Here is a 25264-nt window from a genome sequence, read left to right as displayed (position 1 = left end):
GTCGGGACGGCGGATCAGCGCGCGGTCAGTTCCGGCAGCGGCTCTTCGGACTCCGGCGGGGCCGGATCTCCGGTTTGCGGCGCCGGGCCGGCCGCCGCCTCGGCGTGGCGCAGCAGGTCGGTCAGGTACCAGCGGCCATCGCGCCGCTCGACCAGCACCTCGGCCGTCACGGGGTGGCCGCCCAGGGTGTAGTCCAGTGACAGCCGGGCGTGGTCGCCGGTCTGCTCGACCAGCGCCACGCGGGCGCCGGACAGGGTCTGGTCGAGGTCCAGGCCATAACCGCCCAGGACCTTCTTGAAGCGGCCGAGGAACGGGCCCAGCCGGCCGAGGCTGCGATCCATCCCGGTCGCATGGAACTTCTCGACGCCGCCGGCCAGCCCGGTCAGGCGCGCCGCCGCGATCAGCCGCGGCAGCGCCGTCCGGGCCAGCGCGGGATCGCCCAGCGGCGCCTGCCGGCCCCACTGGCTCAACGCCCCGATCAGCTGGGTGTAGTGCTCGCGCTCGGGCTCGCTGTATTCCTTTGCTCCGCTGACGTACTGCACCGCGAACAGCCCGAGCGTCGCCGCGGCGCTGCGCAGCTCGCGGTCGGCGCCCGCGAACTGGCGGTTGTAGGCCGCCAGCAGCGCCTTCTCGGATCCGGGCGCGGCCAGCACGGTGATGAACGCCGGCAAGCGGTCGTCCAGCGGCAGCTCGGTCAGCGGCCAGATCGTGCGGCCTTCGGTCCAGGCCGTCGACATCCGCGCGTGCAACGCCGGCGGCAATGCGTGGCGGGCGTAGGCGGAAAGGTCGTTGCGGTGCAGGTCGTCGATCAGCTGCTGCAGTGCCTGCGCAGGCCTGGTCGCGACCGGTTCCGGCGTCGGCGCCGGGCTCCGTTCGCACCCGCCCACCAGCACCACGGCGGCGATGACCACGGCAAGCGCGGCAACCGGCAGCAGCGCAACGATGACGCGTCGAATCAAGGACATGCAATGCGGCTCCCCAGTCGCAGAGGGCATCTTGGCGGCGTGCGGCGTGGGGTACAAGCCAAGCCGGTCGCGGATCGGCGCGGCCGGAAAGGCGCGACGGGTTCAGATTCATGAAGTCGATATGTGACCGCGAACGGCTGTTTATGTAGGTGATCGTCAGATGAAAACCGGCATCACGCTCCTGAAGGCCGAAATGTCAAAAGGCCCAAACAAACAGTGACAACCGTCACTTACGCCCATGACTAGTCGGCTAGGTACGGTTGGCACGCTCCCTGCTTAGACGTACCCGTCCGGCACTCGCCGGTTTCCCGAAGAATCGCGCCGACGCGCTGGAGCCAACATGAACATGCTGAAGACTTCCCTGCTTGCCACCGCCCTGATCGCCGCGGGCATTTCGTCCGCCAATGCCGCCACGAAGACTGCCAACTTCGGCGTGCAACTGGTGGTCCAGAACTCCTGCACCATCACCGCCGGTGAAGGTGTCGCGGACATGGACTTCGGCAGCGTGACCGGCAACATCGCCGCCAACATCGACTCCAGCACCGACCTGACGGTCAACTGCAACGAAGGCGCTGAATACAGCATCGCGTTGAACGACGGCGCCAACGACAGCGCCAACCAGCGCCGCATGACCAATGGCACCCAGTTCGTCAACTACAACCTGTTTTCGGATGAGACCCGTACCGCGGCCTGGGGCAACGGTACCGAGGTAAGCCGCGTCGGCACCAACGCCGACGAGACCATCACCGTCTACGGCCGCGTGCCCGCCGGGCAGTCGGTCGGCGCCGGCACCTACAACGACACCGTCACGGCCACCATCGAGTTCTGATAATGCTGCGCGCGATCGCCATCGCCGCCGTCCTGTCGCTGCTTCCGGCTGGCCACGCCCCTGCGCGTGGCCAGTTGCAGGCGCGGCCGACACTGGTGGAGCTGCAGCCAGGCAACCAGGCCGGGCGGCTGGTGCTGGCCAACACCGGCGATGCGCCGGTGGCGGCGCAGGTGCGGGTGTATGCGTGGTCGCAGGCCGGCGGAGAGGACCGCCTGGCCGACACCGACACGATCGCGATCAGCCCGGCCATCGTGAAGATCCCGGCCGGCGGCGAGCAGGTGGTCCGCGTGGTGCGCCTCGGCGACACCCCGCAGGGCGCCGACGAGACCTATCGGCTGGTGGTCGACGAGTTGCCCTCGCCGGACGCCGCGACCGACACCGCCATCGAGTTGCGCCTGCGCTACCTGGTGCCGCTGTTCGTGCGTGCCGCCGGCGCGGTCGAGCCGGAGTTGAGCTGCCACCTGGCCGGCACAGCGCTGGACTGCCGCAACGACGGCGGCCAGCCTGCGAGGCTGGGTGCCACCCGGATACTGGGCGACAACGGTCGCGCCATCGTCCTTACCGAAGGGCTGTTCGGCTACCTGCTCCCGGGCAGCGGCCGCGCCTGGCAACTGGAGACGGACGGCCTCGCGGGGCTGGGCGACGCACTCCAGCTGGAGACGCAGGTCAATGGCCAAGCCGCCAGTGTGCCCGTACCGCGCAAGCCGTAACCGCCTGGCCCGGGGCATCGCGCTGGTACTGCTGGCCTTGCCGCTGCATGCGGTGGCGGCCACTGCGGCCGGCGCGGGTCCGGCTGGCGAAAGCGCGAACCCCGGCTTCCATACCCTCGACGACCTCGACCTTCCCGCGTTTGGCGGCGTTTCCTTCCAGGCCGGTTCCGACACCGCCGCGCCCGCCGACCAGCGTCTGTACCTGGACGTCTACTTCGGCGAGCGCGCCACGGGCCAGCTCGTCGAGTTCCGTCTGCGCGACGGCGTCCTGCATGCCACCCCGCAGGCGCTCAAGGAGATCGGCGTGCTGGCCGATCCGGCGCTTGCCGGCGACGACGGCCTGTTGCCACTGGAGGCATTGCCCGGGCTGGTCTACGACTACCAGCAGGCATCGCAACGCCTGGTGCTGGACGTGCCGACCAACCTGCGCCCGTTGCAGGAACTGGGCTACCAGCGCCCGCAGGCGGTAACGGCCACGCGCGACACCGGACTGCTGCTCAACTACGACAGCTACGCCCGCCACACCGACGGCACCGACACCCTGAGCGTATCGGCCATGGCCCGCTGGTTCGGCCCGCTGGGCGCGCTGGAAAGCAGCGGCGTGCAGCATTTCGGCGATGGCGAACGCGGCTTCCGCCGGCTGGACACGCGCTGGAGCTACAGCGATTCGGAAAGCCTCAGCACCTGGACCGCCGGCGACCTGGTCAGCGGCGGGTTGTCGTGGACCCGGCCGGTGCGGCTGGGCGGCGTGCAATGGCGCCGCAATTTCAGCGTCCGCCCGGACCTGATCACCTTCCCGATGCCGACCTTCGCCGGCCAGGCCACCGTGCCGTCCTCGGTCGAGTTGCTGGTGGACAACGTCAGCCAGTTCAGCAGCGAGGTCGACGACGGACCGTTCGTGCTCGACACCTTCCCCCGGATCTCCGGTTCCGGCGAGGCGACGCTGGTGGTGCGCGACGCCCTGGGCCGGGTCACCGAAACCTCGGTGCCGTTGTACGTGGACTACCAGCGGCTGGCGCCGGGCCTGAGCGACTTCAGCATCGAGGCCGGCTACCTGCGCACCGGCTTCGCCACCGACGAGGACGACTACGGCGACGAGCTGGTCGCCAATGCCAGTTACCGTCGCGGCCTCAGCGACAGCTTCACCATCGAGGCGCACGGCGAGTTCGGCGGCGACCTGCGACTGGGCGGGATCGGCGCGGTGTGGTCTCCGGGCGCGCGCTATGGCGTGTTCAACCTGGCCGCGGCGCATAGCCACGGACTGGGGATGACCGGCTCGCTGCGCAGCGTCGGCTACCAGTGGATGAACCGGCGGTTTGGACTGGACCTGCAGGCCCAGCGCTACGGGCGCGGCTACCGCGACCTCGGCGAACTGGCGATCGAGTCGGCCGGCAGCGACGGTCGCGACCGCATGCGCGCACAGGATCGGGCCTCGTTGTGGATGGCGGTGCCGCGGGGCAGCATCGGCTACTCGTGGGTGCGCAGCGACCGCTTCGGTGACGGCGGCGACCGCATCCAGTCGCTGACCTGGTCGAGCTCATGGGGCCAGTCGCTGTACTCGTACCTGAGTGCGTTCGACAGCGAGCAGGGCGGCCTCGGCATCAGCCTGAGCCTCAACCTGTCGCTGGGTCGCCAGCGCGACGCCAGCCTGTCGGTCAACCACGCCGACGGCCGCAACGACGTGGTCGCCGGGCTGCGCCAGTCACTGCCGTACGAAGGCGGCTGGGGCTGGAACCTGCAGGCCGGCCGGCGCAACGAGCAGGGCATCGGCCAAGCCTCGGCCAGCGTGCGCGGCAGCGGGGGCGAGGCGACCGTGGGCGCCGACCGCATCAACGGGCGGACCGGCTACTTCGGGCAGGCCTCGGGCAGCGTGGTGCTGATGGGCGGCGGCATGTTCACCAGTCGCCGGGTCAACGACTCGTTCGCCGTGGTCAGCACCAACGGCGTGGCCGGGGTGCCGGTGCTGTACGAGAACCGCGAGCTGGGCATCACCGACGAGGATGGCCTGTTGCTGCTGTCGGACCTGCGCGGCTGGCAGCGCAACCGCATCGCGATCGACCCCGACGGACTCGGCGCGGGCTACCGGTTGCCGCCACTGGAAACCTTCGCCACCCCGGCCGACCACGGCGCGACGCTGGTGAGGTTCGAGGTGGAGCGGATCAACCCGGCGATGGTGACCCTGCTCGACGCGGCCGGCGCGCCGGTGGCAGCCGGCACCGAGGGCCGCTTGCCGGGCGGCGGCGGGACGTTCATCGTGGGGCTGGATGGCGAGGCGTGGCTTGAGGACCATGACGCCGGCGCGGTGCTCGTGGTGGATACCGGCGCGACCACCTGCCGCTACCGTTTGCCGACGACAACAACGACGGCGGGCCTCGGCGCCCCCGCACGACTGGGGCCGCTGGCCTGCGGAGAAGGGCAATGAAGCGTCTGGCTTGCATGGTTCTGGTGGCGACGGCGCTGCTGTTCGGCTCGCGCGAGGCGGCGGCGCAGACCTGCACGGCCAGCGCGCCGGACCTGTACTTCGGCAACCTGCAGTCGCCGGCCAACGCGACGGTGGACGTTGCCGCACCAATGACGGTCAGCTGCAGCGGCGGGAGCGCGGGAGAAACTCTCCGGGTCTGTGTTGGCATCGATCCCGCCGGGTATTTCAGCGGGCGGGCGATGTACCCCGGTGGTACCTGGATTTTTTCGCCGATCGACTACGAGATCTACGCCGACTCCGGCCGTACCCAAATCTGGGACACCAACCCGCAACAGGAAATCATGGTGGCCCTCAATGGCAGCGGCAGCGGCAGTGCGACGCGCATGATGTACGCACGCATGGCGGCGCCGGGCAGCCCCGCGCCCGGACGCTACAGTTCCGGACTGACTGACGATGTGTTCCAGGGCCAGATCAAGAAAAATGATGGTGCGCAGTGCCACTCTGGCGCCAATCGAGGCGCCTTCACAGGTCAGCCCTTCGATGTCAGCGTGTATATCAATGGCGGCTGCGAGATCACAGTAGATCCACTGCTCGACTTCCAATCCGTCTCGGGCGCCATAACCGGTCCGATCAAGTCATCCATCGAGCTGCGAGCAGACTGCAGCGATCAGCTCCCCTATACCATCGCCCTGGGCGACGGCCTGCATGCGTCAGGAGCGCAGCGTCGGATGCGCAGTGCCGGGGGTAACTTCGTCGACTACGGTTTGTTCCAGGACGACGCCGGCAGCCAGCCCTGGGGCGACGGCACGCCCGAGCCGGTGCGCCAGGGCACCGGCAGCGGCGGAATACAGACACTCACGATCCATGGTCGCGTGCCCGGAGGGCAGGCGGTTCCCAGCGGCACCTACAAGGACACGGTCACCGCGACGATCATTTACTGACCCGTCCGGTCTGCAGCGCCTCGCGCTTCGCTTCGCGCCGCTGCGCGGCCGACTGTGACCAGTCATTGTCAAACACCGTCGGCTGCCAATCCCCATAGCTCGGGTTCGGCAGCATCCACCAGCGTTGGCCGAACCAGCCGCCGTGCGCGTCCATCAACGCCTCGCGGGCGGCCGGGGTATTGGGCTCGACCTGCATGAAATCGCCCAGTTGGTCGCCGAACTGCATCAGCACCCGGTAATTGCGGCCGGCCAGCTCGCGACGACAGCGCTTGTCCCCACTGTCGGCCGACTCGCAGCCGTCCACCACCGTGCCCTTGCCGAGGAACACCGCGTTGCCCGCAACCGGCAATCCGACCGCGCGCAGGTTGGCGAGGGTGTCGGCCTGCATCGCCTCGGTACGGTTGGTGATGTAGACGATGGTGATGCCGCGGGTATCGGCGGCCCGGGCGAACTCGTTGACGCCCGGGACCGCGGTTGCCGCGCGCTCGGCTACCCATCCGGCCCAGGTCCGGCTGGCGTACTCGGCGCCGTCGCGCACCAGCCGGGCCTGGTAGGGCGAGTTGTCGAGCACGGTCTCGTCGACGTCGACGATCACCGCGGGTGGCAGGCCGGTCGCGGGGTTGCCGCGCTCCGACGGCAGCAATGCGTCCCACGTGGGGTGCGCGAGGGCGGCGTCGAGGCCGGCGATCGCGGCGCGCCAGGTCTGCGTGGCGGCGGCGTCGTACTCGGCCGAGGCCTGCATCCATAGCACCGCGTTGAGGTTGTCGTCGGCCGGCACGTCCGCCGCCGATGGAGCGCGTGGGGCGCCGGTGTGTTGGCAGCCGGACAACGCCAGGGCGCTCGCGAGGAGGGTCGGTATCAAGACGCGCTGGCGCATGGCGGTGTCATCCGGAAGGCGGGTTGCAAGTCTAGCGGACACAGAAAAGCCCCGGCCGGGGCCGGGGCTTCCTGATGCTGCGGTGTTGCGATGGCGCTGTTGCGCTGGCCCCGTCGTGATGGATCAGTCGACGCGGGCCTGGATCGTCACGCGGCTGTAGGCACTCTCACCGACCACCAGGATGTAATAGGTGGTGGCGGCCGGGTTGCTGGCGCGGATGGTCTCGTTGTTGCCCGGGCGCGAGGACTTGTGGTCGTACGCCGCGGTGGTCGGAGCCTCATCGGCGCTGACATACAGGCTGACGTTGCCACCGCCGCCGTAGGTCATCACGTTCAACAGGCGCGAACCGGCCGGGACCTCGATGCTGTAGAGCGTCTCGCTGCCGGTCGCGCCGGACAGGTTGCGCATGGCCACCGCATCGGTCAGTTCGATCGCGTCCGGGGCGCACTGCTCGGTCTCCGGATCGCACGGGACTTCGAACGCCTTCGCCAGCGCTGCCGGGGCATCCAGCAGGCCGCTGCCGATGACCTCGTCGGGCGTGACCGGGAACGGCCGGGCACTGTCGACCAGGATGGCTTCGATCTCGGCCGGGGTCTTCGGCGCCGCGCCCGAAGCCACCACCGCGCTCTGGACCAGGGCGACCACGCCGGCCACGTGCGGCGCCGCCATCGAGGTGCCGGCCATGCCGACATAGCTCGGGCTGCCCAGCTCCGGCGAGGTGTCGGAATTGTTGTTGGCCTGCCAGACGAAGCCTTCGGCACTGTCCTCGGTGCCGCCGCCGGGACCGGCCAGGTCGACCTTGGCGCCGTAGTTGGAGTAATACGCACGCGCACCGTCGATGCCCGTGGCAGCGACCGAAACCACGTTGTCGCAGCTGGCCGGCGAGTAGTTGGCGACTTCCATGCCGCTGTTGCCGGCGGCCACGACCACCGTGGTGCCGAGCGCGACGGCCTGGTTGATCGCCGTCTGGCTGATCGCCGCGCAGCTGCCGCTGCCGCCCAGGCTCATGTTGATGATCTCCGCCGGGAACGCATTGGCCGGCACGCCGGGAACGTCGCCGCCGGCGGCCCAGACGATCGCGTCGGCGATGTCGGAGGTGTAGCCGCCGCACTTGCCGAGCACGCGCACCGGCAGGACCTTGGCATCATGCGCGACGCCGGCCATGCCGATGCCGTTGTTGCTCAGCTCGGCAATGGTGCCGGCGACGTGGGTACCGTGGAACGAACTGCCGGCGGCGACCGGCTCGTCGCACTCGCCCGCGTCGTACCAGTCGCCGTAGTCATGTGCGCCGGGCACGCGCTCGTCGGTCGGGCGACGCGAGACGGCCGCGTCGCTGATGAAGTCGTAGCCGGCGAGCATGTTCGCGTCCATGTCCGGATGGGCGACGATGCCGGTATCGAGCACGGCCACGACCACGCCCTCACCGGTGGAGACGTCCCAGGCTTCCGGCGCGTTGATTCCGCCGGCGGTGTCCTGCAGGTGCCACTGGTAGGTCGCGTAGTACTGGTCGTCGACCACCAGCTGCGGGGCCACCAGGCCGGGTCGCGAGACGCGCGCGGCGGGCGTGCCGATCGGGCGCATCATCCGGTCGATCTCGACCGACTTCACCGCGGGGTCGGCCTTCAGCTCGCGGACGAGTGCGTTGAGCTCGGACTTGTCGACCTCGTGCGAGAGCCGCACCAGGTCCGCGCCCACGGCGAGCTTGCGCATGTAGCGTGCGGTCGGCGCCGCCTGGCGGGCCTCGGCGGCGTTGCGTACCAGGCGCGAAGCGTGCGCCCGGTTGGCTGCGCCGTTGACGGTCTTCAGCTTGCTCGCGGTGGCCGCGTGGCCGTCGCGGTAATGGACGATCAGTCGCGCGCCCTGGTCGGCGACCGGAGCGCCTTCGGAGACGGGGCGGACTTCCAGCGGTACACCGTTGGCGGCCATCGCGGCGGGGGCCGCCAGTGCGGTGGCAACCATCGTGGCCATCACACCCATGCGGATCGATGTGTTCTTGCGAGTCATGTTCGAGTCCTTGTTTTCGAATTGAAACGTCGTGTTGTTTCGCCGTGTCACGTATTGCAGAAAAACCCTCGTGCGGGAGCCGCCGGTCACCAGCCGAAGCCGACGCCCGCGCCGATCGAGCTGTCGTCGCCGCTGAACGCGCCGCCGAAGGTCACCGTCGCGCGCTCCGACAGCGCCCGCTGGTAACCCAGCGAAAGCGCCGCCGCACCGTTCTGGAAGCCCACGCCCATGCCGACCCGGTTGACCGTGTCGATGCCGGCGGCACTGGTGGCCATGTTGACCATCGCCGCGCTCATCGCGCCCATCTGGTCGATGCGGTGCTCCTGCTCGTTGAAGCGGGTCTCGACCTGGCCGCGCAGGGCGGTGAAATCGTCGTTGAGCATGGTGAAGCGGCTGTCGGTATACGCGTTGGCCGAATGCAGCGTCTGCGTTGCGGTGGTGTCGGTGTACGTATTGGCCGATGCCAGCGTTGCCGCGTCCGCCGCCTGGTACTGGCCGACGTTGGCGGCGTCCGTCGCGTTGACGCCGGCGGCGACGTTGGTCACCCGCCGCTGGTTGTCGGCGGTGCCGACCGAGACGGTGTTGGCCTCGTCGGCGACCGCGCCCTGGCCCAGTGCAACCGCGCCTTCGGCGGTGACCGAAGCGCCCTGGCCGACCGCCGTGCCGCCGCTGGCGGTAACGGTGGAATCGGCACCCAGTGCGACCGCGTTGCTGGCGGCGGCATCGACGTTGCTGTTGTTGCCCAGCGCGGTGCTGTTGGCGGCGTTGACCGTGGCGTTGGTGCCGATGGCGGTGTCGTTGGCGTCGAGTGCGACGCTGCCGTGGCCGACCGCCAGCCCCTCGCCCTCACCGGTGGCCATGCCTTCGCCCGCCGGACCCTGCGGGCCGGTGGGACCAGTCGGGCCGGTCGGACCTTCGGGCCCCTGCGGACCGGTTGCGCCCGCGATGCCGTCCTCGCCCTGCGGACCGGTGGGGCCGGCTGGACCTTCCGGACCCTGCGGGCCGGCGGGGCCCGCCGGTCCCGGGGTCAGCTCGATGGCGTCGATCTCGCCCTGCAGCGCACTGAGGCGGTCATCCACCGCCGCGAACGCGCTGCCGACATCGCCGTAGCCCGTGCCCTGGATCAGGTAGCTGGGCGCGGTGAACATCCCGCCGCTGAACCCGGCGCCGCCGCCCAGCGTGGCCGCGATCGACTGCAGCTGCGACAGGTTGACCGCGTCGAACGCCAGCGTGCCGTTGGCGACATTGGTGAGCTGGCGTTCGCTGCCGACACCACCGATCGACACGCTGTTGTCGCGGTCGGCGAACGAACCGACACCGAGCGCGACGCTGTTGGCACCCAGCGCGACGCTGTCGGAGCCGACTGCGGTGGCGTCGTCGCCGAGCGCCACCGCGGCGCTGCCGACCGCGGTGCTGTTGTAGCCCGAGGCATTGGACAGGCCACCCAGCGCGGTGGAGAACTCGCCAACGGCCTGGGCCTGGAATCCGACCGCGGCCGATGCCGTGCCGACTGCGACACTCTCCGCGCCCAGTGCGGTGGATACCTCGCCACCGGCATAGCTGAAGAAGCCGTTGGCAGTGGACTCCACCCCGGCGGCCTCGCTCAACGCACCGGTGGCCACGGCGCCGTCGCCATTGGCGATGCTCGCCGCACCGGTCGCGGTGCCGTACAGGCCGCTGGCCTCGCTTTCGGCGCCGCTGGCAGTGGCGTACTCGTTCGACGCGATGCTGTTGGCACCGATGGCCACGCTGTTCACGCCGCTGGCCTCGCTGCGCGCGCCGTAGGCACTGGCGTTGTCGGCCGCCGCCACCGCGTTGTAGCCGCTGGCCGTCGCTTCGGTGCCGATCGCGAACGCACCGCTGCCGAACGCCGAGGCGCCGTTGCCGATGGCGTTGGTCGCCTCGCCGGCCGCCGTGGCGTTGTCACCTTCGACGTAGGAGCCGGCGTCGCTGTCGACGCTGCCGCTGGCCTGGAAGTACTTGCTGGTGGTGCCAGCCATGTCGGCCACGGCGTTGAGCTGGTCCAGGTTGACCGCGTCGGTGCCCTCGGTGCCGGCAGCGACGTTGGTGACCTGGCGCTCGTTGCCGACCTGGCCAACGGAGACCGTCCCGTCACGGTCGGCCACCGAGCCCGCACCCAGGGCAACGCTGTTCGCCGCGGAACTGTAGGCGCCATAACCCAGTGCGGTGGAGTCGTCCGCCTCGGCCCAGGACGCGGCACCCACGGCGGTCGAGTTGATGCCGTCGGCACTGCTGATCCAGCCGGAGGCCGTGCTGTAGTCCCCGCTCGCCCATGCACCGTTGCCGAACGCGGATGCGCCCTCGCCGGTGGCCTCGGTGGAGATGAAACCGAACGCGGTTCCGCCGACGGCGGTGCTCTCCAGGCCGCTGGCAAGGCTGGTCTCGCCGACGGCGGTGCTGCTCATGCCGCTGGCGGTGGCCGAGACGCCGAGCGCGGTTGCGTAGTCGTTCGACGCAGTCGAGCCGTAACCGATCGCCGACGACAGGAAGCCGCTGGCGGCGCTGTAGCCGCCCATGGCGGACGAGCCGATGCCGGAGGCATCGCTGCGGAAACCGGTGGCGGTCGCCTGCTGGCCGCTGGCGAACGCTTCGGTACCGGTCGCGGTGCTGTAGGCACCCAGTGCACCGGCACCGGCGCCGGTCGCGGTCGCGCCGATCTCGCCGGCCAGTGCCCCTGCGCCGACGGCGGTGCTGTCATCGGCCATGGCCACGGTGTTGGCGTAGACCGGGTTGCCGTCGGCGTCGAGCACCGGGTTGCCGGCATCGTCGAACAGCTGGCGTTGGCCGCCGATGGCGATGCTGGAGTTGCCGACCGCCTGGCTGGCGCTGCCATTGGCGACGCTGTTGTTGCCCTCGGCGACGGCGTTGTAGCCGCTGGCCGAGCTGAACTCGCCGACCGCGAACGCGCCGCTGCCGAACGCCGAGGCGCCCATGCCGAGCGCCGCGCTGGTGGAGCCGACCGCGGTGGTGTAGTCGGCACCCGCATAGGCGTTGCTGCCCGCGGCGACCGCATCCTCGCCGTCGATGAACGCCTCGGAGGCGCCGCTCGCCTTGAAGTGCTTGTCGGTGCCCTCGGCGACCGCGGCGACCGCTTCAAGCTGGTCGAGGTTGACCGCGTCGGTGCCCTCGGTGCCGGCGGCGACGTTGGTGACCTGGCGCTCGTTGCCGATGTCGCCGACCGAGACGCTGTTGTCGCGGTCGGCGATCGAACCGGCACCCAGCGCGACGCTGCCGCTGGCGTTGGCTTCACTGAGGTAACCGATCGCGGTGCTGTCGTCGCCAAGCGCCGTGCTGTAGTAGCCGATGGCCGAACTGTTGTCGCCGCTGGCCCAGGAATTGGCGCCCAGCGCCGAAGTGTTGATGCTCGGCGCATACGCGAAGTAACCGAGCGCCGTGCTCATGTCCCCCGATGCTTCGGACAGGCTGCCGTTGGCGGTGGAGAATTCGCCGGCGGCGATGGCACCCGCGCCGAAGGCGGCCGAGCTGGTGCCGCTGGCCTGGGTATAGACCAGGATGCCCAGGCCCGGAATCAGGTCGGCCGGACCACCGACGGCAACGCTGTAGTCACCGCTCGCGCCTGCAGCGTGGCCGAAGCTGGATGCGAATTCGCCATTGGCGATGCTTCCGTAACCGAAGGCCGAGGCCGCCGTGCCATTCGCCTCGCTCAGCACGCCGACCGCCGAGCTTCCCAGCCCGCTGGCGAGGCTGCCCGAGCCCACCGCGGTGGCGCCCAGGGCCGATGCAACCGTGTTGACCTCGATCGGGTTGCCGTCGGCGTCGAACGCGTTGACCTTGCCTCCGATAGCCACGCTGGAGTCGCCAGAGGCCTCTGCGTTGCTGCCGTTGGCGACGCTGTCATTACCCACGGCCACGGCGTTGTAACCGCTGGCGGAACTGAACTCGCCGATCGCGAACGCGCCGCTGCCGAACGCCGAGGAACCGGTGCCGATCGCTGCGCTGGTGGAGCCGGCCGCGGTCGAATAGTCGCCCTCGGCATACGCATTGGAACCGGAGGCGGTTGCTTCCTCGCCCGCCGCCAGCGCCTCGCCGGCGCCGGTGGCGTCGAAGAAGCGGCTGGTGTACTCGGCCATCTTCTCCACTTCCTGCAACTGCTCCAGGTTGACCGCGTCGGTCAGCTCGGTACCGGCTGCGACGTTGGTGACCTGGCGCTCGTTGCCGACGTCTCCGACAGAAACGCTGTTGTCGCGGTCGGCCAGCGAGTCGGCGCCGAGTGCGACGCTGTTCGCGCCGATCGACATCGATGCATTGCCCAGTGCGGTGCTGTTGACACCCGGGGACCAGGCGCCACCGCCGACCGCGGTGGAATACCCGCCGGACGCCTCGGCCGGCAGGGCCCCGAACAGGGCGCCGCCGACGGCGACGCTGTTGGTGCCGCTGGCGATCGCGTTGGAACCCAGCGCGGTCGAGTCGCCGCCGCTGGCCACGGCCGCGAAGCCCAGCGCGGTGTCGCTACCGCCGGTCGCTTCGGCGCCGTAGCCGAACGCGGAGTCGCCGAAACCGGCGGCGAAGCTGTAGCCGCCGACCGCCGAGGATGCATTCCCCGAGGCGGTGCTGCGGAAGCCGTTGGCGGTGGCCTGCTGGCCGCTGGCGAACGCTTCGGTACCGGTCGCGGTGCTGTAGGCGCCCAACGCGCTGGCACCGGCGCCGGTCGCGGTTGCGCCGATCTCGCTGGCCAGCGCCCCTGCGCCGACGGCGGTGCTGTCATCGGCCATGGCCACGGTGTTGGCGTAGACCGGGTTGCCGTCGGCGTCGAGCACCGGGTTGCCGGCATCGTCGAACAGCTGGCGCTGGCCGCCGATGGCGACGCTGGAATTGCCGACCGCCTGGCTGGCGCTGCCATTGGCGACGCTGTTGCTGCCTTCGGCGACCGCGTTGTAGCCGCTGGCCGAGCTGAACTCGCCGACCGCGAACGCGCCGCTGCCGAACGCGGAAGCACCCATGCCGAGCGCCGCGCTGGTGGAGCCGACCGCGGTGGTGTAGTCGCCCTCGGCGTAGGCATTGCTGCCTGCGGCGACGGCCTCGTCGCCCACAACTAACGCCTCGGAGGCGCCACTCGCCTTGAAGTGCTTGTCGGTGTTCTCGGCGACCGCGGCCACGGCGTTGAGCTGGTCGAGGTTGACCGCGTCGGTGCCTTCGGTGCCGGCGGCAACGTTGGTGACCTGGCGCTCGCTGCCGACGTCGCCGACCGAGACCGCATTGTCGCGGAATGCCACCGACCCGGTGCCAAGCGCCACGCTGTTCGTGCCGAACGCCGCGCTGCCGGTACCGACTGCGGTCGCGGCCTCGCCAATGGCCAGGCTGCCCGAACCGACCGCGGTGGCCGCGTCGGTGGACGCGAGACTGCTGGCGCCCAGCGCGCTGGCACCTTCGCCGACGGCGATGCTGTTGGTACCCGACGCGGTGCTTGCGTTGCCGACGGCGGTGCTGCCCGCACCAATCGCGGTCGCGGCGTCGCCCAAGGCGATGCTGCCTTCGCCGCAGGCCAGCGCCTCGTTGCCGATCGCCTGGGCGGGTGTGCCGGTGGTGATGCAGGTTTCGGCGGCCGTGGCCGAGAGCGAGGTCATCGCCAGCGCAGCGGCCAGCGCCAGATAAAGCGGCGCGCGCGATGCGGTGGTGATGGGTGCGGCGGAGTGGAGTGCGCGGGCGGCCGATGGGCGCGCTGCGCGGCGGTGATTCGAGACGGACATATGTGGTTTTCCCTCTGAGCTTCCATTCAGAGCGCCCCGCTGGTCGCGGAGCGTCTCCCCCGATTGCACTCCCCGCCGGAACCGCACTCACCCTGTGGCTCCGTGGAGTCACGAAAAGGCGAGCAAAGGAATCCCCGTGCCGCGATCGCTGCGGACACCAAAAAAGCCGTGGCCGGAGTGCGCGCAGCCGGGTTGGATACCAACGGCTGCGATGCGGTTAGCGATATCACAAAAAGTGACTGCGGGCTAAACGCGAACCTGAATGGTTCCGTTGGAAAAAGGGCGATATCGCCGCTAATCGTGATTGGTTACCTCTCTGCAGCCGACGTAACGCACATATTTTTGTGCACTGCATCACGATGTGGCGCGGAGCGTCAGTTCTCGAGCAGGGCCCGTATTGCAGCCAGGCCGGCGCTGGCACGCTCCTGTTTGCGCGCCGCATCGGCGACCGGATCGGCGCCGTCGCGCTGGATCTCGTCGGCCGGCAACTCCTCGAAGAACCGGCTCGGCTTGAGCCGCAAGGTGTCGCCCCACTTCTGCGCCCGCTGCGAGTGCGACAGCCACAGCTGCTCCTTGGCCCGGGTGATGCCGACGTAGAGCAGCCTGCGCTCCTCGTCGATGCGGCCTTCTTCGATGCTGGCCTCGTGCGGCAGGGTGCCGTCCTCGACGCCGACGATGAACACGTAGCGGAACTCCAGGCCCTTGGCGCCGTGCAGGCTCATCAGCCGCACCTGGTTGCCGGCGTCGCCCTTGTCGGCGTGCGACAGCAGCGCCAGTTGCGCTGCCAGTTCGCCCGGGCCGGCGCCCTTGCCGCCATCGAACCAGTCGGCCAGCTCTTCGAGGTTCTGCTTGCGACGCTGGAAGCCGGCCTCGTCCTTGCACTGGGTGCGGATCGATTGCAGCAGGCCGGAGCGGCTGGCCAGTTCGCGCACCAGTTCGGCCGGGCTGAGGCGGTTGGCGTCGGTGCGCAGGCCGCGGACGATGCCGACGAAGCCGTCGAGCGCATTGCCGGCGCGCGGACTCAGCTGTTTCAACGCGCCGACCGACTCGGCCGCGCGCGACATCGGCATGCCGGCGCGCTGGGCCAGTTCGGCCAGCTTGCTCAGCGTGGTCGCACCGACCTCGCGCTTGGGCGAAGTCACCGCACGCAGGAACGCGGCGTCGTCGTCGGGGTTGGCGACCAGCCGCAGCCACGCCAGCGCGTCCTTGACCTCGCCGCGTTCAAGGAACGCGGTGCCGCCGGACAGGTGGTACGGCACCCGCAGCAGCTGCAACGCCTTCTCCAGCGCACGCGACTGGAAGTTGCCGCGGAACAGGATGCAGAAGTCGCTCCACGGCGCCTGTTTGGCGGTGGCGATGAAGTGGATCTCGGCGGCGACCTTCTCGGCCTCGTGGGCGGCGTCGCGGCATTCCCAGATGCGGATGCGCTCGCCGTCGGACTGGTCACTCCACAGGGTCTTGGGATGCTCGTGCGGGTTGTTGGCGATCAGCGCATTGGCCGCGCGCAGCACCCGGTTGGAGCAGCGGTAGTTCTGCTCCAGCTTGACGATCTTCAGCGCCGGATAGTCGCGGCCCAACTCCAGCAGGTTGTCCGGGTTGGCGCCGCGCCAGGCGTAGATCGACTGGTCGTCGTCGCCCACGCAGGTGAACAGCCCGCGCTCGCCGGCCAGCGCCTTCAGCAGCCGGTACTGGGCGTCGTTGGTGTCCTGGCACTCGTCGACCAGCAGGTAGCCGATGCGCTCGCGCCAGCCCAGCGCGCAGTCGGCGTCGGATTCCAGCAACTGCACCGGCAGCCGGATCAGGTCGTCGAAGTCGACCGCGTTGAACGTCGCCAGGCGCGCCTGGTACAGCGCGTAGATCGTGGCGGCGTCGATCTCGCGCGCGCTGCGGGCTTCGGCCATCGCCTGCTCGGGCGACAGCCCGGCGTTCTTGGCGCGCGAGATCAGGCTGCGAACGTTGTCGAGCGCGTCGTTCTTGGCGCCGCCGCCGAGCAGGTCCTTGATCTGCGCGGTCGAGTCGTCGCTGTCGAAGATCGAGAAGCCGCGGCGCAGGCCGAGCTTGTCGTGCTCGATCTGCAGGATGCGCAACCCCATCGCATGGAACGTGCAGACCGTCAGCCCTTCCGCGGCGTCGCCCTTGATGCGCTTGGCGACGCGTTCGCGCATCTCCTTGGCGGCCTTGTTGGTGAAGGTGATCGCGGCGATGCGCCTGGCCGGCATCCGCCCGGAGGCGATCAGGTGCGCGATCTTCTCGACGATCACCCGGGTCTTGCCGCTGCCGGCACCGGCGAGCACCAGCAGCGGGCCGTCGACGTGGGCCACGGCGGCGAGTTGGGGCGGGTTTAGGCCCAGCGTGTTGAGACCGTGCATCGGGAGGGCAGGACCGGAAGTGCGACCGGCCATTCTAGCCGCCGCCACCCCGGCGCTAGACTGCGCCGATGGCGAAGCTCTATTTCTATTATTCGGCGATGAACGCCGGCAAGACCACGACCCTGCTGCAGTCGGCCTACAACTACCGCGAGCGCGGCATGCGGGTGGCGATCCTGGCGCCGCAACTGGACGACCGCGCCGGGCGCGGCACGGTGGCGTCGCGGATCGGGCTGAGCGCGGAGGCGATCGCGTTTGATCCCGACCAGGACCTGCAGGCGCTGGTGCACGCCGACATCGCCGCGCACGGGCGGCTGCATTGCGTGCTGGTCGACGAGGCGCAGTTCCTGCGCAAGCCGCAGGTCTGGCAATTGACCGAGGTGGTCGACGCGCTCGGCATCCCGGTGCTGTGCTACGGCCTGCGAACCGATTTCCGAGGCGAGCTGTTCGAGGGCAGTCAGTACCTGCTGGCCTGGGCCGACGAGATCAGCGAGATCAAGACGATCTGCCACAGCGGCAGCAAGGCGACCATGAACATGCGCGTCGATGCGCAGGGACGCGCGGTGCGCGACGGCCCGCAGGTCGAGATCGGTGGCAACGAGCGCTACCTGTCGGTGTCGCGGCGCGAGTACAAGAAGGTGATGCGCGGCGAAGGCACGATCGCGCCATTGCAGCCGCCGCTGCCGTTGTAGCCGCGGTCAGTCGGCGGCCAGCGCGCGTTCGCGTGCCGGCAGGCCGCAGCCGCTCCGGATCGCGGCGACGTCACGGCTCAATGCGCCGCCCTCCGGACGCGCCTGGCGCAGGTGCGTGTCGAGTTGCTGCAACTGTTGCAGTGCCTGCGGCCGGCGTGGGCCATGGCAGCGCAACTGGGCCGCGTAGGCGCGCGCACGCCAGGCCACCTTGCGCAGTTCGACGTCGTTGTCGGGCAGTTCGGCCAGCGCGTCCAGCTGCGCCAGCGCGGCCGCCGCGAGCGGCGCGCCGGCACCCGGCAGTGCGCGCTGGCGGGCCAGCACCAGTTCGGCCCGGCGCGTGGCGGGGTGGTCGGTGCCGTAGTCGCCACGCAGCAGGCCCAGCGCACGCTCCAGTCGCGCGACACCGTCGGCGGACCGTCCCAGCCCGATCTCGACCTCGCCGAGCAGGCGCTCCACCCTGCCCAGTTGCGACGGCTGCGGGTCCGTTGCCACGCCGTCGCGCTGCAGCAGTTCCCGCGCCTCCAGCAGCAGCGGTTGCGCGGGACCATCGCGTCCGCTCGCGTGCAATACCGACGCCTGGTCGAACAGTGCATCGGCGATCGGGCCCGGCGCGCCGGCGCCGCGCCTGATCCGCAATGCCTGGCGCAGCGAGTCCAGCGCCGATTCCAGCGCGCCGCGCTCCCAGGCGACCACGCCGAGGCTTCGATAACTGTCGGCCACCTCGACGTGGTTCGCGCCGAACCGGCCCACGAGGCTGCGATGGATCTCGCGCAACTCGTTCTCGGCTTCGGCGTAGCGGCCCTGGTCGAGGTGGATCGCGGCGAGCTGGCGCAATACGGCCAGCGTGTTCGCATGCCCGCTGCCATTGACTTCCAGCGTGATCGCCATGGCGTTGTCGAGCTCGGCCTCGGCGCGTTCCAGGTCGCCGAGCGCGCGGTGCAGGCGGCTCAGGTTGCGGTGGATGTCGACCAGCAGCGGATGGCGGTCGCCGGCCTCGCGACGCAACCGCGCACGCGCGGCCTCGAAGTCGGCCAGCGCGATGCGGGTCTCGCCAACGTCGGCATGCAGGCCGGCGAGGTCCATCAGGTTCTCGACCTCGCCGACCCGATCGGCGCGGCTGTCGCGTCGCAGCGCCAGCGATCGCTCGAACAACTGCCGCGCGCCCTGCCGTTCGCCGTTGGCGCGGCGGCAGCGCCCCAGTTGCGAATAGAACTCGGTGACCTGCGGCGTCAGTAGCGCCTGCTCGTGGCTGGCAATGTCCAGCGCCGGCTGCATCAGTTCGATGCAGGTGCCCGTGTCGCCAAGCAGGCGCAACACGCGGCCGCGCTGGGTCAGCGATTCGAGTCGCAGGCTGGTCGGGGTATCGCTGCCGTCGATGCCGGCGATCAGCCGCGCCTGGCGGTCGAGCAGGGCCTTGGCCTCGATGTAGTCACCCAGCCCGGTGCGCAACCGCGCGATCACCCCGAGCATCTCGGCGAGCGCGCGCGGTTGCCGCGCCAGTTCGCGTTCGCCGCGTTCGGCCGCGGTCGACAGCAACTGGCGCAGGTCCAGCGGCTGGCCGTCGCGACTGCCCCCGGCGCCCTCGAACACGCCCACCATGAAATCCTGCATCGCCTGTGCCCGGGCGGCCTCGCGCAGCGCCTCGCGCGCCTGCCATGCGACGACGCCGAGCGATGCGGTCAGCACCAGCGTGGTCAGGATGCCGGTCGCCAGCGCCCAGCGATGCCGGCGCAGGTACTTGCCGACGCGGTAGTTCCAGCTCTGCGCACGCGCATGCACCGGCCGGCCCGCGGCATAGCGCTGCAGGTCCTGCGCGAGCGCCTCGACCGATGGGTAACGTTGCTCGGGGTGTTTCGACAATGCCTTCAGCACGATGTTGTCGAGGTCACCGGCGAGGGTGCGGGCACGACGTCCCAGCGCGGCGGGGTCATGCCCGTGTGGATGCCCACGCGCATGGCCGGTCACGTCGCCGGCGGCGGCACGCAGCAGTGCCAGCGACGGGCGGGCCGGGTCCTGCGTGAGGATCGCCTCCTCCCAGGCCGCGTCGCTGTCGCGGGTGGGCCGATAGGGCTTGGCGTCGACCAGCAGTTCGTACAGCACCACGCCGAGCGAGTAGACGTCGGTCATGGTGGTGACCGGCTCGCCGCGGACCTGTTCCGGCGCGGCGTAGTGCAGGGTGAACGTGCGCACGCCGGTGCGGGTCTGCTCGGGCGCGGCGTCGGTGTCGAGCAGCTTGGCGATGCCGAAGTCGAGCAGCCGCACTTCGCCGGCCGGCGTCACCAGGATGTTGGATGGCTTGAGGTCGCGGTGGACGATCAGGTTGGCGTGGGCGTGGCTGACCGCGTCGCAGATCTGCTGGAACATCTGCAGCCGGGTCTCCAGCGGGGTCTGGTGGTCGCGGCTGTAGTCGGTGATCGGGGCGCCGTCGACGTACTCCAGGGCGAGGTAGGGCAGCCCGTCGGAGCTGATGCCGGCGTCGAGCAGGCGGGCGATGTGCGGGTGCGCGAGGCGCGCGAGGATCTGGCGCTCGCGGGTGAAGCGCAGCCGCAGGTTGGTGTCGGCCAGTCCCGGGCGCAGCAGCTTCAGGGCGACGCGTCGCTGGTACAGGCCGTCGGCGCGTGCGGCCAGCCAGACCTGGCCCATGCCGCCTTCGCCGAGCAGGTGTTCGAGCCGGTATGGGCCGATCTCCGCGCCGGGCAGCAGGCCGCGGTTGGGACTCATCACCGGTTCGGACAGGAAGCTCTCGCGGCCTTCCTCCAGCGCGATCAGCTCCTCCAGGTCGCGGGCGGTGTCGGCATCGTGGCCGCGCAGTTCGCGCAGGCGCCGCGCGCGCGCGGCCGGCTCCAGCTCGAACAGTTCGTCGAGCAGCGGCGACAGCCGTTGCCAGCGCTCGGTGTCCATGAGTCAGCGAAGCGGGTGGTCGGTGGTTGGCATCGCGAAATCCCCCCTTGTCCCGGCCGCCTCTTCCGGATCTGCCCGCAGGCGGCGTTCGTGCCCGGCTAGTCCTGCAGCGACGCCAGCAGGAACAGCCGCGCCTTCTGCCAGTCGCGCCGGATGCTGCGCTCGGAGCGCTCAAGTAACGCAGCGATCTCCAACTCCGACAGGCCGGCGAAGTAGCGCAACTCGACCACCTGCGCGAGCCGCTTGTCGACGGCGGCGAGCTTGGTCAGCGCGGTGTCGAGGCCGAGCATTTCCTCGTCGAGGCGCAACCCGCCTTCGAGGTCTTCGGGCAGGTCGGTGACGCGGTGCAGGTCGCCGCCGCGCTTCTGCGCGAGGCGCTGGCGTGCGTAGTCGACCACCACCGAACGCATCGCCGACGCGGCGTAGGCGAAGAAGTGGGCGCGGTCGTCGAACTTGGCTTCGCGCCGTCCGGCGAGCTTGAGGTAGGCCTCGTGCACCAGTGCGGTCGCGTCCAGGGTCTGGCCGTGCTGGCCGGCCAGCTGGCGGCGGGCCATGGTGTGCAGCTCCTGGTACAGCGTGGCGAGCACGCGGTCGAGCGCGCCGCGATCGCCCTCGCGGGCTGCGTCCAGCAGTTGCGTGATGTCTCCGCTGTCGGCCATCCGTGTTCCCCGAAGCAATGGCCCGGACTATAGCGCGTTCATGTGTGACGCAACGCCCGGTTCATGGCATCGAAGTTGCTAGCGCTGGCAGCTTGCGCACCACACGCTCGCGCGCTGGCCGATCACCGTTTGCCTCAATGTGCGCCCGCAACGTGGGCAGGGCAGGCCACCGCGTCCGTACACCGACAGCTCCTGCTCGAAGTAGCCGGGCGCGCCATCGGGGCTGATGAAGTCGCGCAGGGTGGTGCCGCCGCGGGTGATCGCATGCGAGAGGATCCGCCGCACCGCTTCGGCCAGTCGTGCATAGCGCTCGCGCGAGACCCGGCCGGCCGGTCGCAATGGCGAAATGCCGGCCGCGAACAGCGCCTCGGCGGCGTAGATGTTGCCGACCCCCACCACCACCGACTGGTCCATCAGGAAGTTCTTGACCGGCGCGCTGCGGCCGCGGCTCAGTGCGAACAGCCGGTCTCCGTCGAACGCGTCCGACAGCGGCTCGGGTCCGAGCCCGGCCAGCAGCGGGTGGACTTCGCCGGGCGGCTGCCACAGCAGGCAGCCGAACCGCCGCGGGTCGTTGAAGCGCAGCACGCGTTCGCCCTCCAGCCGCAGGTCGACATGGTCGTGCGCGCGCAGCGGGGTGTCGGCCGGCAGCACCCGCAGGCTGCCGGACATGCCCAGGTGCAGCAGCGCGCTGCCGGCGCCGGTGTCGAGCAGCAGGTACTTGGCGCGGCGCCGTACCGCCTCGATCCGCTGGCCCGGCAGCCGGGTTTCCACCTCGCGCGCGATCGGCCAGCGCAGGTCGGCCCGCCGCAGCGTCGCGCCGATGACCTTGCGGCCGGTCAGGTGCGGGGCGAGGCCACGGCGGGTGGTTTCGACTTCGGGCAGTTCGGGCATTGGCAGAGCTTAGCGGCGCTGCCGGCCCGCGTGCCGGTTGCGCGACGCCCGGTCGTCCCCATTTCAGGGGTGTCCGCCTCTGCGCGTATTCGCTGAACGGCCGTGTCCGCGGCCTTCCCATACCCGGGCGAACGGTCGCGCCGGGATGGCATCATGGCCGTTGCGCGTCCGCGCTTGCGCGGCCCATGAACCACGTCCACGAAACACGTTCCCCGGAGTTCCCGCTACATGCTTTCTTCCCTGCTCGATTTCCTCGCCGGTGGCGTGCTGCAGGCCGGCTTCGGCGCGATGGCCATCTACTTCCTGGTCGCGACCCAGCTCACCATCATGTCGGTGACGCTGTACCTGCACCGCAGCCAGGCGCATCGCGCGGTCGACTTCCACCCGGTGCTGGCGCACTTCTTCCGTTTCTGGACCTGGCTGACCACCTCGATGATCACCCGCGAATGGGCGGCCATCCATCGCAAGCACCACGCCAAGTGCGAGACCGAGGAAGACCCGCACAGCCCGCAGGTCAAGGGGATCGGCATGGTGTTCTGGCGCGGCGTGGAGCTGTACCGCGAGGCGCGCGCCGACCGCGAGTCGATCGAGAAGTACGGCAAGGGCTGCCCGGACGACTGGATCGAGCGCAACCTGTACTCGCGTTGGCCGACGATGGGGCCGGCGGTGTTGCTGTTCGCCAGCTTCGGCCTGTTCGGTTTCGCCGGCGTGGCGATGTGGGCGCTGCAGATGGCGTGGATCCCGTTCTGGGCCGCCGGCGTGGTCAATGGCCTGGGCCACTGGTGGGGCTACCGCAACTTCGAGACCGCCGACACCGCGACCAACCTGACCCCGTGGGCGGTGTGGATCGGTGGTGAGGAACTGCACAACAACCACCACGCGTTCCCGAGTTCGGCCAAGTTCGCGCTGCGCAAGTTCGAGTTCGACATCGGCTGGAGCGTGATCAGGCTGTTGCAGGCGGTGAAGCTGGCCAGGGTGCTGCGGGTCGCGCCGTCGCTGGACGTGCGCCCGAACATCGCGATGCCCGACGGCGAGACCCTCAAGGCGCTGCTGGCGATCCGCTTCCAGGCGATGACCGACTACTACCGCAAGGTCACCCTGCCGACCCTGCGCGCGAGCGACGACAAGTTGCCGCGCAAGTTGCGCAAGGCGCTGGCCGATGGCGGCCGATGGCTCGACGACGCCAAGCGCGAGCGCCTGCAGGCGTGGCTGGACGAGCGGCCGAAGATGGCGACGCTGGCCGAGTACCGCCAGCGCCTGCAGCAGGTGCTGGACGATCGCTCGCACGACGCCCAGACCACGCTGAAGAAGTTGCATGCGTGGTGTGTCGAGGCCGAGGCCAGCGGCATCCACTCGCTGCAGCAGTTCTCGGCGCGGCTCAAGGGGTACGCGCTGGTGCCGGCGCGGGTCTGACCGCACGCGCTGCCGTCGCATGACTGCATTAGCCGCCAACGAAAAACCCGCGCCCGCCAGCGCGGGTTTTTCATGCATGGCCTTCACGCTGGCTCTGGCGATTCCACTGGCCGCCTCCGCGCAGGTGCAGCGCACCGGCGACTACCTGCAGCGCATGGACGCCGACGCCGACGGCCGCGTCTCGCTCGCCGAATACCAGCACTGGATGGGCTACGCGTTTGAGCGGATGGATGTCGACGGCGACGGCGTGCTGGTGCCAGCCGAGTTGCCCGGCGGACGTGGTCGCACGGTCCGGCTGGCCGACCATCGCGAAGCACTTGCGGCAGCATTCCAGCGGCAGGATGCGAATGGCGACGGCGTCCTCGACGCCCGCGAACTGGCCGCACCGCCACAGTAACGGAGGAGCGGTCGACGTCGGGCAGCCGACCTGCAGCGGTCGACCACTGCGTGCGCTCAGGGCGTGCCGGTTTCGAGTTCCATCCCGACCAGTCGTTCGCTGATCGCCGCCGCCTGTGCCCGCAACTCCGGAATGGCCGTGGTCTCCCAGTCGTGGCCGATGCGCGCGCTGCCGATGCCCAGCAGGCGCGGCTGCGTGGCTCCGTCCGCCGCCACCAGCGCACCGGCATCGTCGAACTCCAATCCCAGCCCATGCGCGTCCGGCGCGATCGTCCCGCGCGCGGCCAGGGCCGCCATCAAAGGGCTGCGCATGTACTGCAGCCGGGTTTCGATACCCACGCACGCGATCACCCGCTGCACGTGAAGGTGGTTCGTCGTGGCGATGCCGCGTGGTCGCCAAGACACGTCGAAACCCCGGGGATCGCTGTCGATCGATTCGACCCGGCCGGCGTGCACGGCCAGCTGCCCCGACGCGCGCATCGCGTCGATCCGGGTGGCGACCCCGGGGCGATGCGGTGGCGATGGATGTCCCAATAGCGTTGGACGTGCCGCAGGAAGCGGCGTTGCCCGACGTCGTCCAGGCTCCGCCACAGTCGCTGGCCGTGGGGGCGCAGGCCGTCCATCGTCCACTGCCATGGCTTGCCGTCGCGCATGCCGGATCGCGCACGCGCGCGGATGGCATGCAGCCGTTCGCGAACGCCGAGCGCCAGCAAGTCGTCGACCTCGGTTGGCGGGCCGCGACCCTCGGCGTGCGCCAACGGCATAAGGCCATGGCGCGACAGCACGGTGATCCGGCCGCGATGCCCGTGGCCGGCCAGGCTGGCCACGGCGTCGGCCATGCTCAGGCCGGCGCCGATGATGCAGACATCGGCGTCGGGCGGGATGGCCGCGATCGCCGTGTAGTCCCAAGCGTTGTCGATTGCCGCCGCATGGGTGCAGGAGCGTGTCGCCGCCAGCGATCGCGGGAAATTGCCGGTCGCCATGACGACGGCGGCGGCATGCAGCGTTCGTCCCGATGCGAGCCGGATGGCGTACGGCCGGGATCCGGTGATGTCGACGGCGGTGTCGCGCAGGTGCGCCGATCCGGGTGTCGCGAATTCGCCAAGCGTGGCGCGCAGGTAGCCACCGTATTCCAGCCGCGGCACGTACGTGCGGGCGACATCGTCGCCATCGGCCATCGGCGTGATGGCCGCCGACTGCAGGTAGCGGACGAAATGCCCGGGGTCGTCGCCGAACGCACTCATCCCGCCGGCCGGCACGTTGAGCAGGTGCGCCGGGTCGCGGGTGGAGTAGGCCGCGCCTTCACCAGGCAGCGCACGCGGCTCGATGATGCACAGGCGGACGCGTCCGTCGCTGGCGCGCAGCAGGTGGATCGCCGCGAGTACACCGGCTGCGCCACCGCCGATGATGGCGACGTCGAACGGGGCCGCGGCTGTGGTGGTATCGGAATCGGATGGGCGCAATGGCTC

General features: G+C 70.1%; 17 protein-coding genes. 7 read left to right on the top strand and 10 right to left on the bottom strand.

Annotated features, from left to right (window positions below; translation table 11 throughout):
• Window positions 1-14 precede the first annotated feature (14 nt).
• Window positions 15-965, bottom strand: a complete 951-nt coding sequence (locus tag ACT9F5_RS08985) for a hypothetical protein (protein ID WP_445119605.1) — start codon at window positions 963-965, stop codon at window positions 15-17.
• Window positions 966-1305: 340 nt separating this feature from the next.
• On the opposite strand from ACT9F5_RS08985, the gene ACT9F5_RS08980 reads away from it, so the two are divergent.
• Genes ACT9F5_RS08980 through ACT9F5_RS08965 form a run of 4 tightly spaced genes read left to right on the top strand, consistent with a single transcriptional unit; the run spans window position 1306 to window position 5867 of the window.
• Window positions 1306-1794: a spore coat protein U domain-containing protein gene (locus ACT9F5_RS08980; RefSeq protein ID WP_445119604.1), complete on the top strand. Its 489-nt coding sequence runs from the start codon at window positions 1306-1308 to the stop codon at window positions 1792-1794.
• Between the two features lie 2 nt (window positions 1795-1796).
• Window positions 1797-2504, top strand: a complete 708-nt coding sequence (locus tag ACT9F5_RS08975) for a fimbria/pilus periplasmic chaperone (RefSeq protein ID WP_445119603.1) — start codon at window positions 1797-1799, stop codon at window positions 2502-2504.
• A complete protein-coding gene (locus ACT9F5_RS08970) occupies window positions 2464-4926 on the top strand; it encodes a fimbria/pilus outer membrane usher protein (protein ID WP_445119602.1) in 2463 nt (820 codons plus the stop codon). Before ACT9F5_RS08975 ends, ACT9F5_RS08970 begins: the two co-directional genes overlap by 41 nt.
• Complete coding sequence (locus ACT9F5_RS08965; RefSeq protein WP_445119601.1) at window positions 4923-5867, top strand: spore coat protein U domain-containing protein; 945 nt, start codon at window positions 4923-4925, stop codon at window positions 5865-5867. Before ACT9F5_RS08970 ends, ACT9F5_RS08965 begins: the two co-directional genes overlap by 4 nt.
• Here the strand turns inward: ACT9F5_RS08965 and ACT9F5_RS08960 are convergent.
• From ACT9F5_RS08960 to ACT9F5_RS08945, 4 genes are all read right to left on the bottom strand, one after another.
• Entirely contained in the window at window positions 5857-6744 is an 888-nt protein-coding gene (locus ACT9F5_RS08960) for an HAD family acid phosphatase (RefSeq protein WP_445119600.1), read from the bottom strand. The two genes, ACT9F5_RS08965 and ACT9F5_RS08960, sit on opposite strands and share 11 nt — an antisense overlap.
• A gap of 123 nt (window positions 6745-6867) precedes the next feature.
• Entirely contained in the window at window positions 6868-8748 is a 1881-nt protein-coding gene (locus tag ACT9F5_RS08955; RefSeq protein ID WP_445119599.1) for a S8 family serine peptidase, read from the bottom strand.
• A gap of 86 nt (window positions 8749-8834) precedes the next feature.
• Window positions 8835-14477 carry an ESPR-type extended signal peptide-containing protein gene (locus tag ACT9F5_RS08950; protein WP_445119598.1) on the bottom strand — a complete coding sequence of 1881 codons (5643 nt, stop codon included), beginning with the start codon at window positions 14475-14477 and terminating at the stop codon, window positions 8835-8837.
• Window positions 14478-14851: 374 nt separating this feature from the next.
• Window positions 14852-16846 (bottom strand): UvrD-helicase domain-containing protein, encoded by a 1995-nt coding sequence (locus ACT9F5_RS08945; RefSeq protein ID WP_445119597.1) that lies wholly within the window; start codon window positions 16844-16846, stop codon window positions 14852-14854.
• A gap of 68 nt (window positions 16847-16914) precedes the next feature.
• Between ACT9F5_RS08945 and ACT9F5_RS08940 the strand changes: the two genes are divergently transcribed.
• Window positions 16915-17535 carry a thymidine kinase gene (locus ACT9F5_RS08940; RefSeq protein WP_445119596.1) on the top strand — a complete coding sequence of 207 codons (621 nt, stop codon included), beginning with the start codon at window positions 16915-16917 and terminating at the stop codon, window positions 17533-17535.
• A 6-nt stretch (window positions 17536-17541) separates the two neighbouring features.
• On the opposite strand, the gene ACT9F5_RS08935 is transcribed toward ACT9F5_RS08940, so the two are convergent.
• The 3 genes from ACT9F5_RS08935 to mutM form a co-directional block, all read right to left on the bottom strand.
• Window positions 17542-20436 carry a protein kinase domain-containing protein gene (locus ACT9F5_RS08935; RefSeq protein WP_445119595.1) on the bottom strand — a complete coding sequence of 965 codons (2895 nt, stop codon included), beginning with the start codon at window positions 20434-20436 and terminating at the stop codon, window positions 17542-17544.
• A gap of 98 nt (window positions 20437-20534) precedes the next feature.
• Window positions 20535-21095: an ECF-type sigma factor gene (locus ACT9F5_RS08930; protein ID WP_445119594.1), complete on the bottom strand. Its 561-nt coding sequence runs from the start codon at window positions 21093-21095 to the stop codon at window positions 20535-20537.
• A 78-nt stretch (window positions 21096-21173) separates the two neighbouring features.
• Window positions 21174-21986 carry a bifunctional DNA-formamidopyrimidine glycosylase/DNA-(apurinic or apyrimidinic site) lyase gene (gene mutM, locus ACT9F5_RS08925; protein WP_445119593.1) on the bottom strand — a complete coding sequence of 271 codons (813 nt, stop codon included), beginning with the start codon at window positions 21984-21986 and terminating at the stop codon, window positions 21174-21176.
• A gap of 228 nt (window positions 21987-22214) precedes the next feature.
• Here mutM and ACT9F5_RS08920 point away from each other — a divergent pair, with 228 nt between their 5' ends.
• Both ACT9F5_RS08920 and ACT9F5_RS08915 read left to right on the top strand, forming a co-directional pair.
• Complete coding sequence (locus ACT9F5_RS08920; RefSeq protein WP_445119592.1) at window positions 22215-23399, top strand: DesA family fatty acid desaturase; 1185 nt, start codon at window positions 22215-22217, stop codon at window positions 23397-23399.
• Between the two features lie 76 nt (window positions 23400-23475).
• Entirely contained in the window at window positions 23476-23796 is a 321-nt protein-coding gene (locus tag ACT9F5_RS08915; protein WP_445119591.1) for a hypothetical protein, read from the top strand.
• Between the two features lie 56 nt (window positions 23797-23852).
• Here ACT9F5_RS08915 and ACT9F5_RS08910 read toward each other — a convergent pair whose 3' ends face one another.
• Window positions 23853-24134, bottom strand: a complete 282-nt coding sequence (locus ACT9F5_RS08910) for a hypothetical protein (protein ID WP_445119590.1) — start codon at window positions 24132-24134, stop codon at window positions 23853-23855.
• Between the two features lie 8 nt (window positions 24135-24142).
• Entirely contained in the window at window positions 24143-25258 is a 1116-nt protein-coding gene (locus tag ACT9F5_RS08905; RefSeq protein ID WP_445119589.1) for an FAD/NAD(P)-binding protein, read from the bottom strand.
• Window positions 25259-25264: the final 6 nt, after the last annotated feature.

It is taken from the genome of Lysobacter sp. F6437 (genome assembly GCF_052547215.1).
The sequence above is the reverse complement of the archived record's forward strand: the minus strand, read 5'-3'. Positions and strand labels throughout refer to the sequence as shown.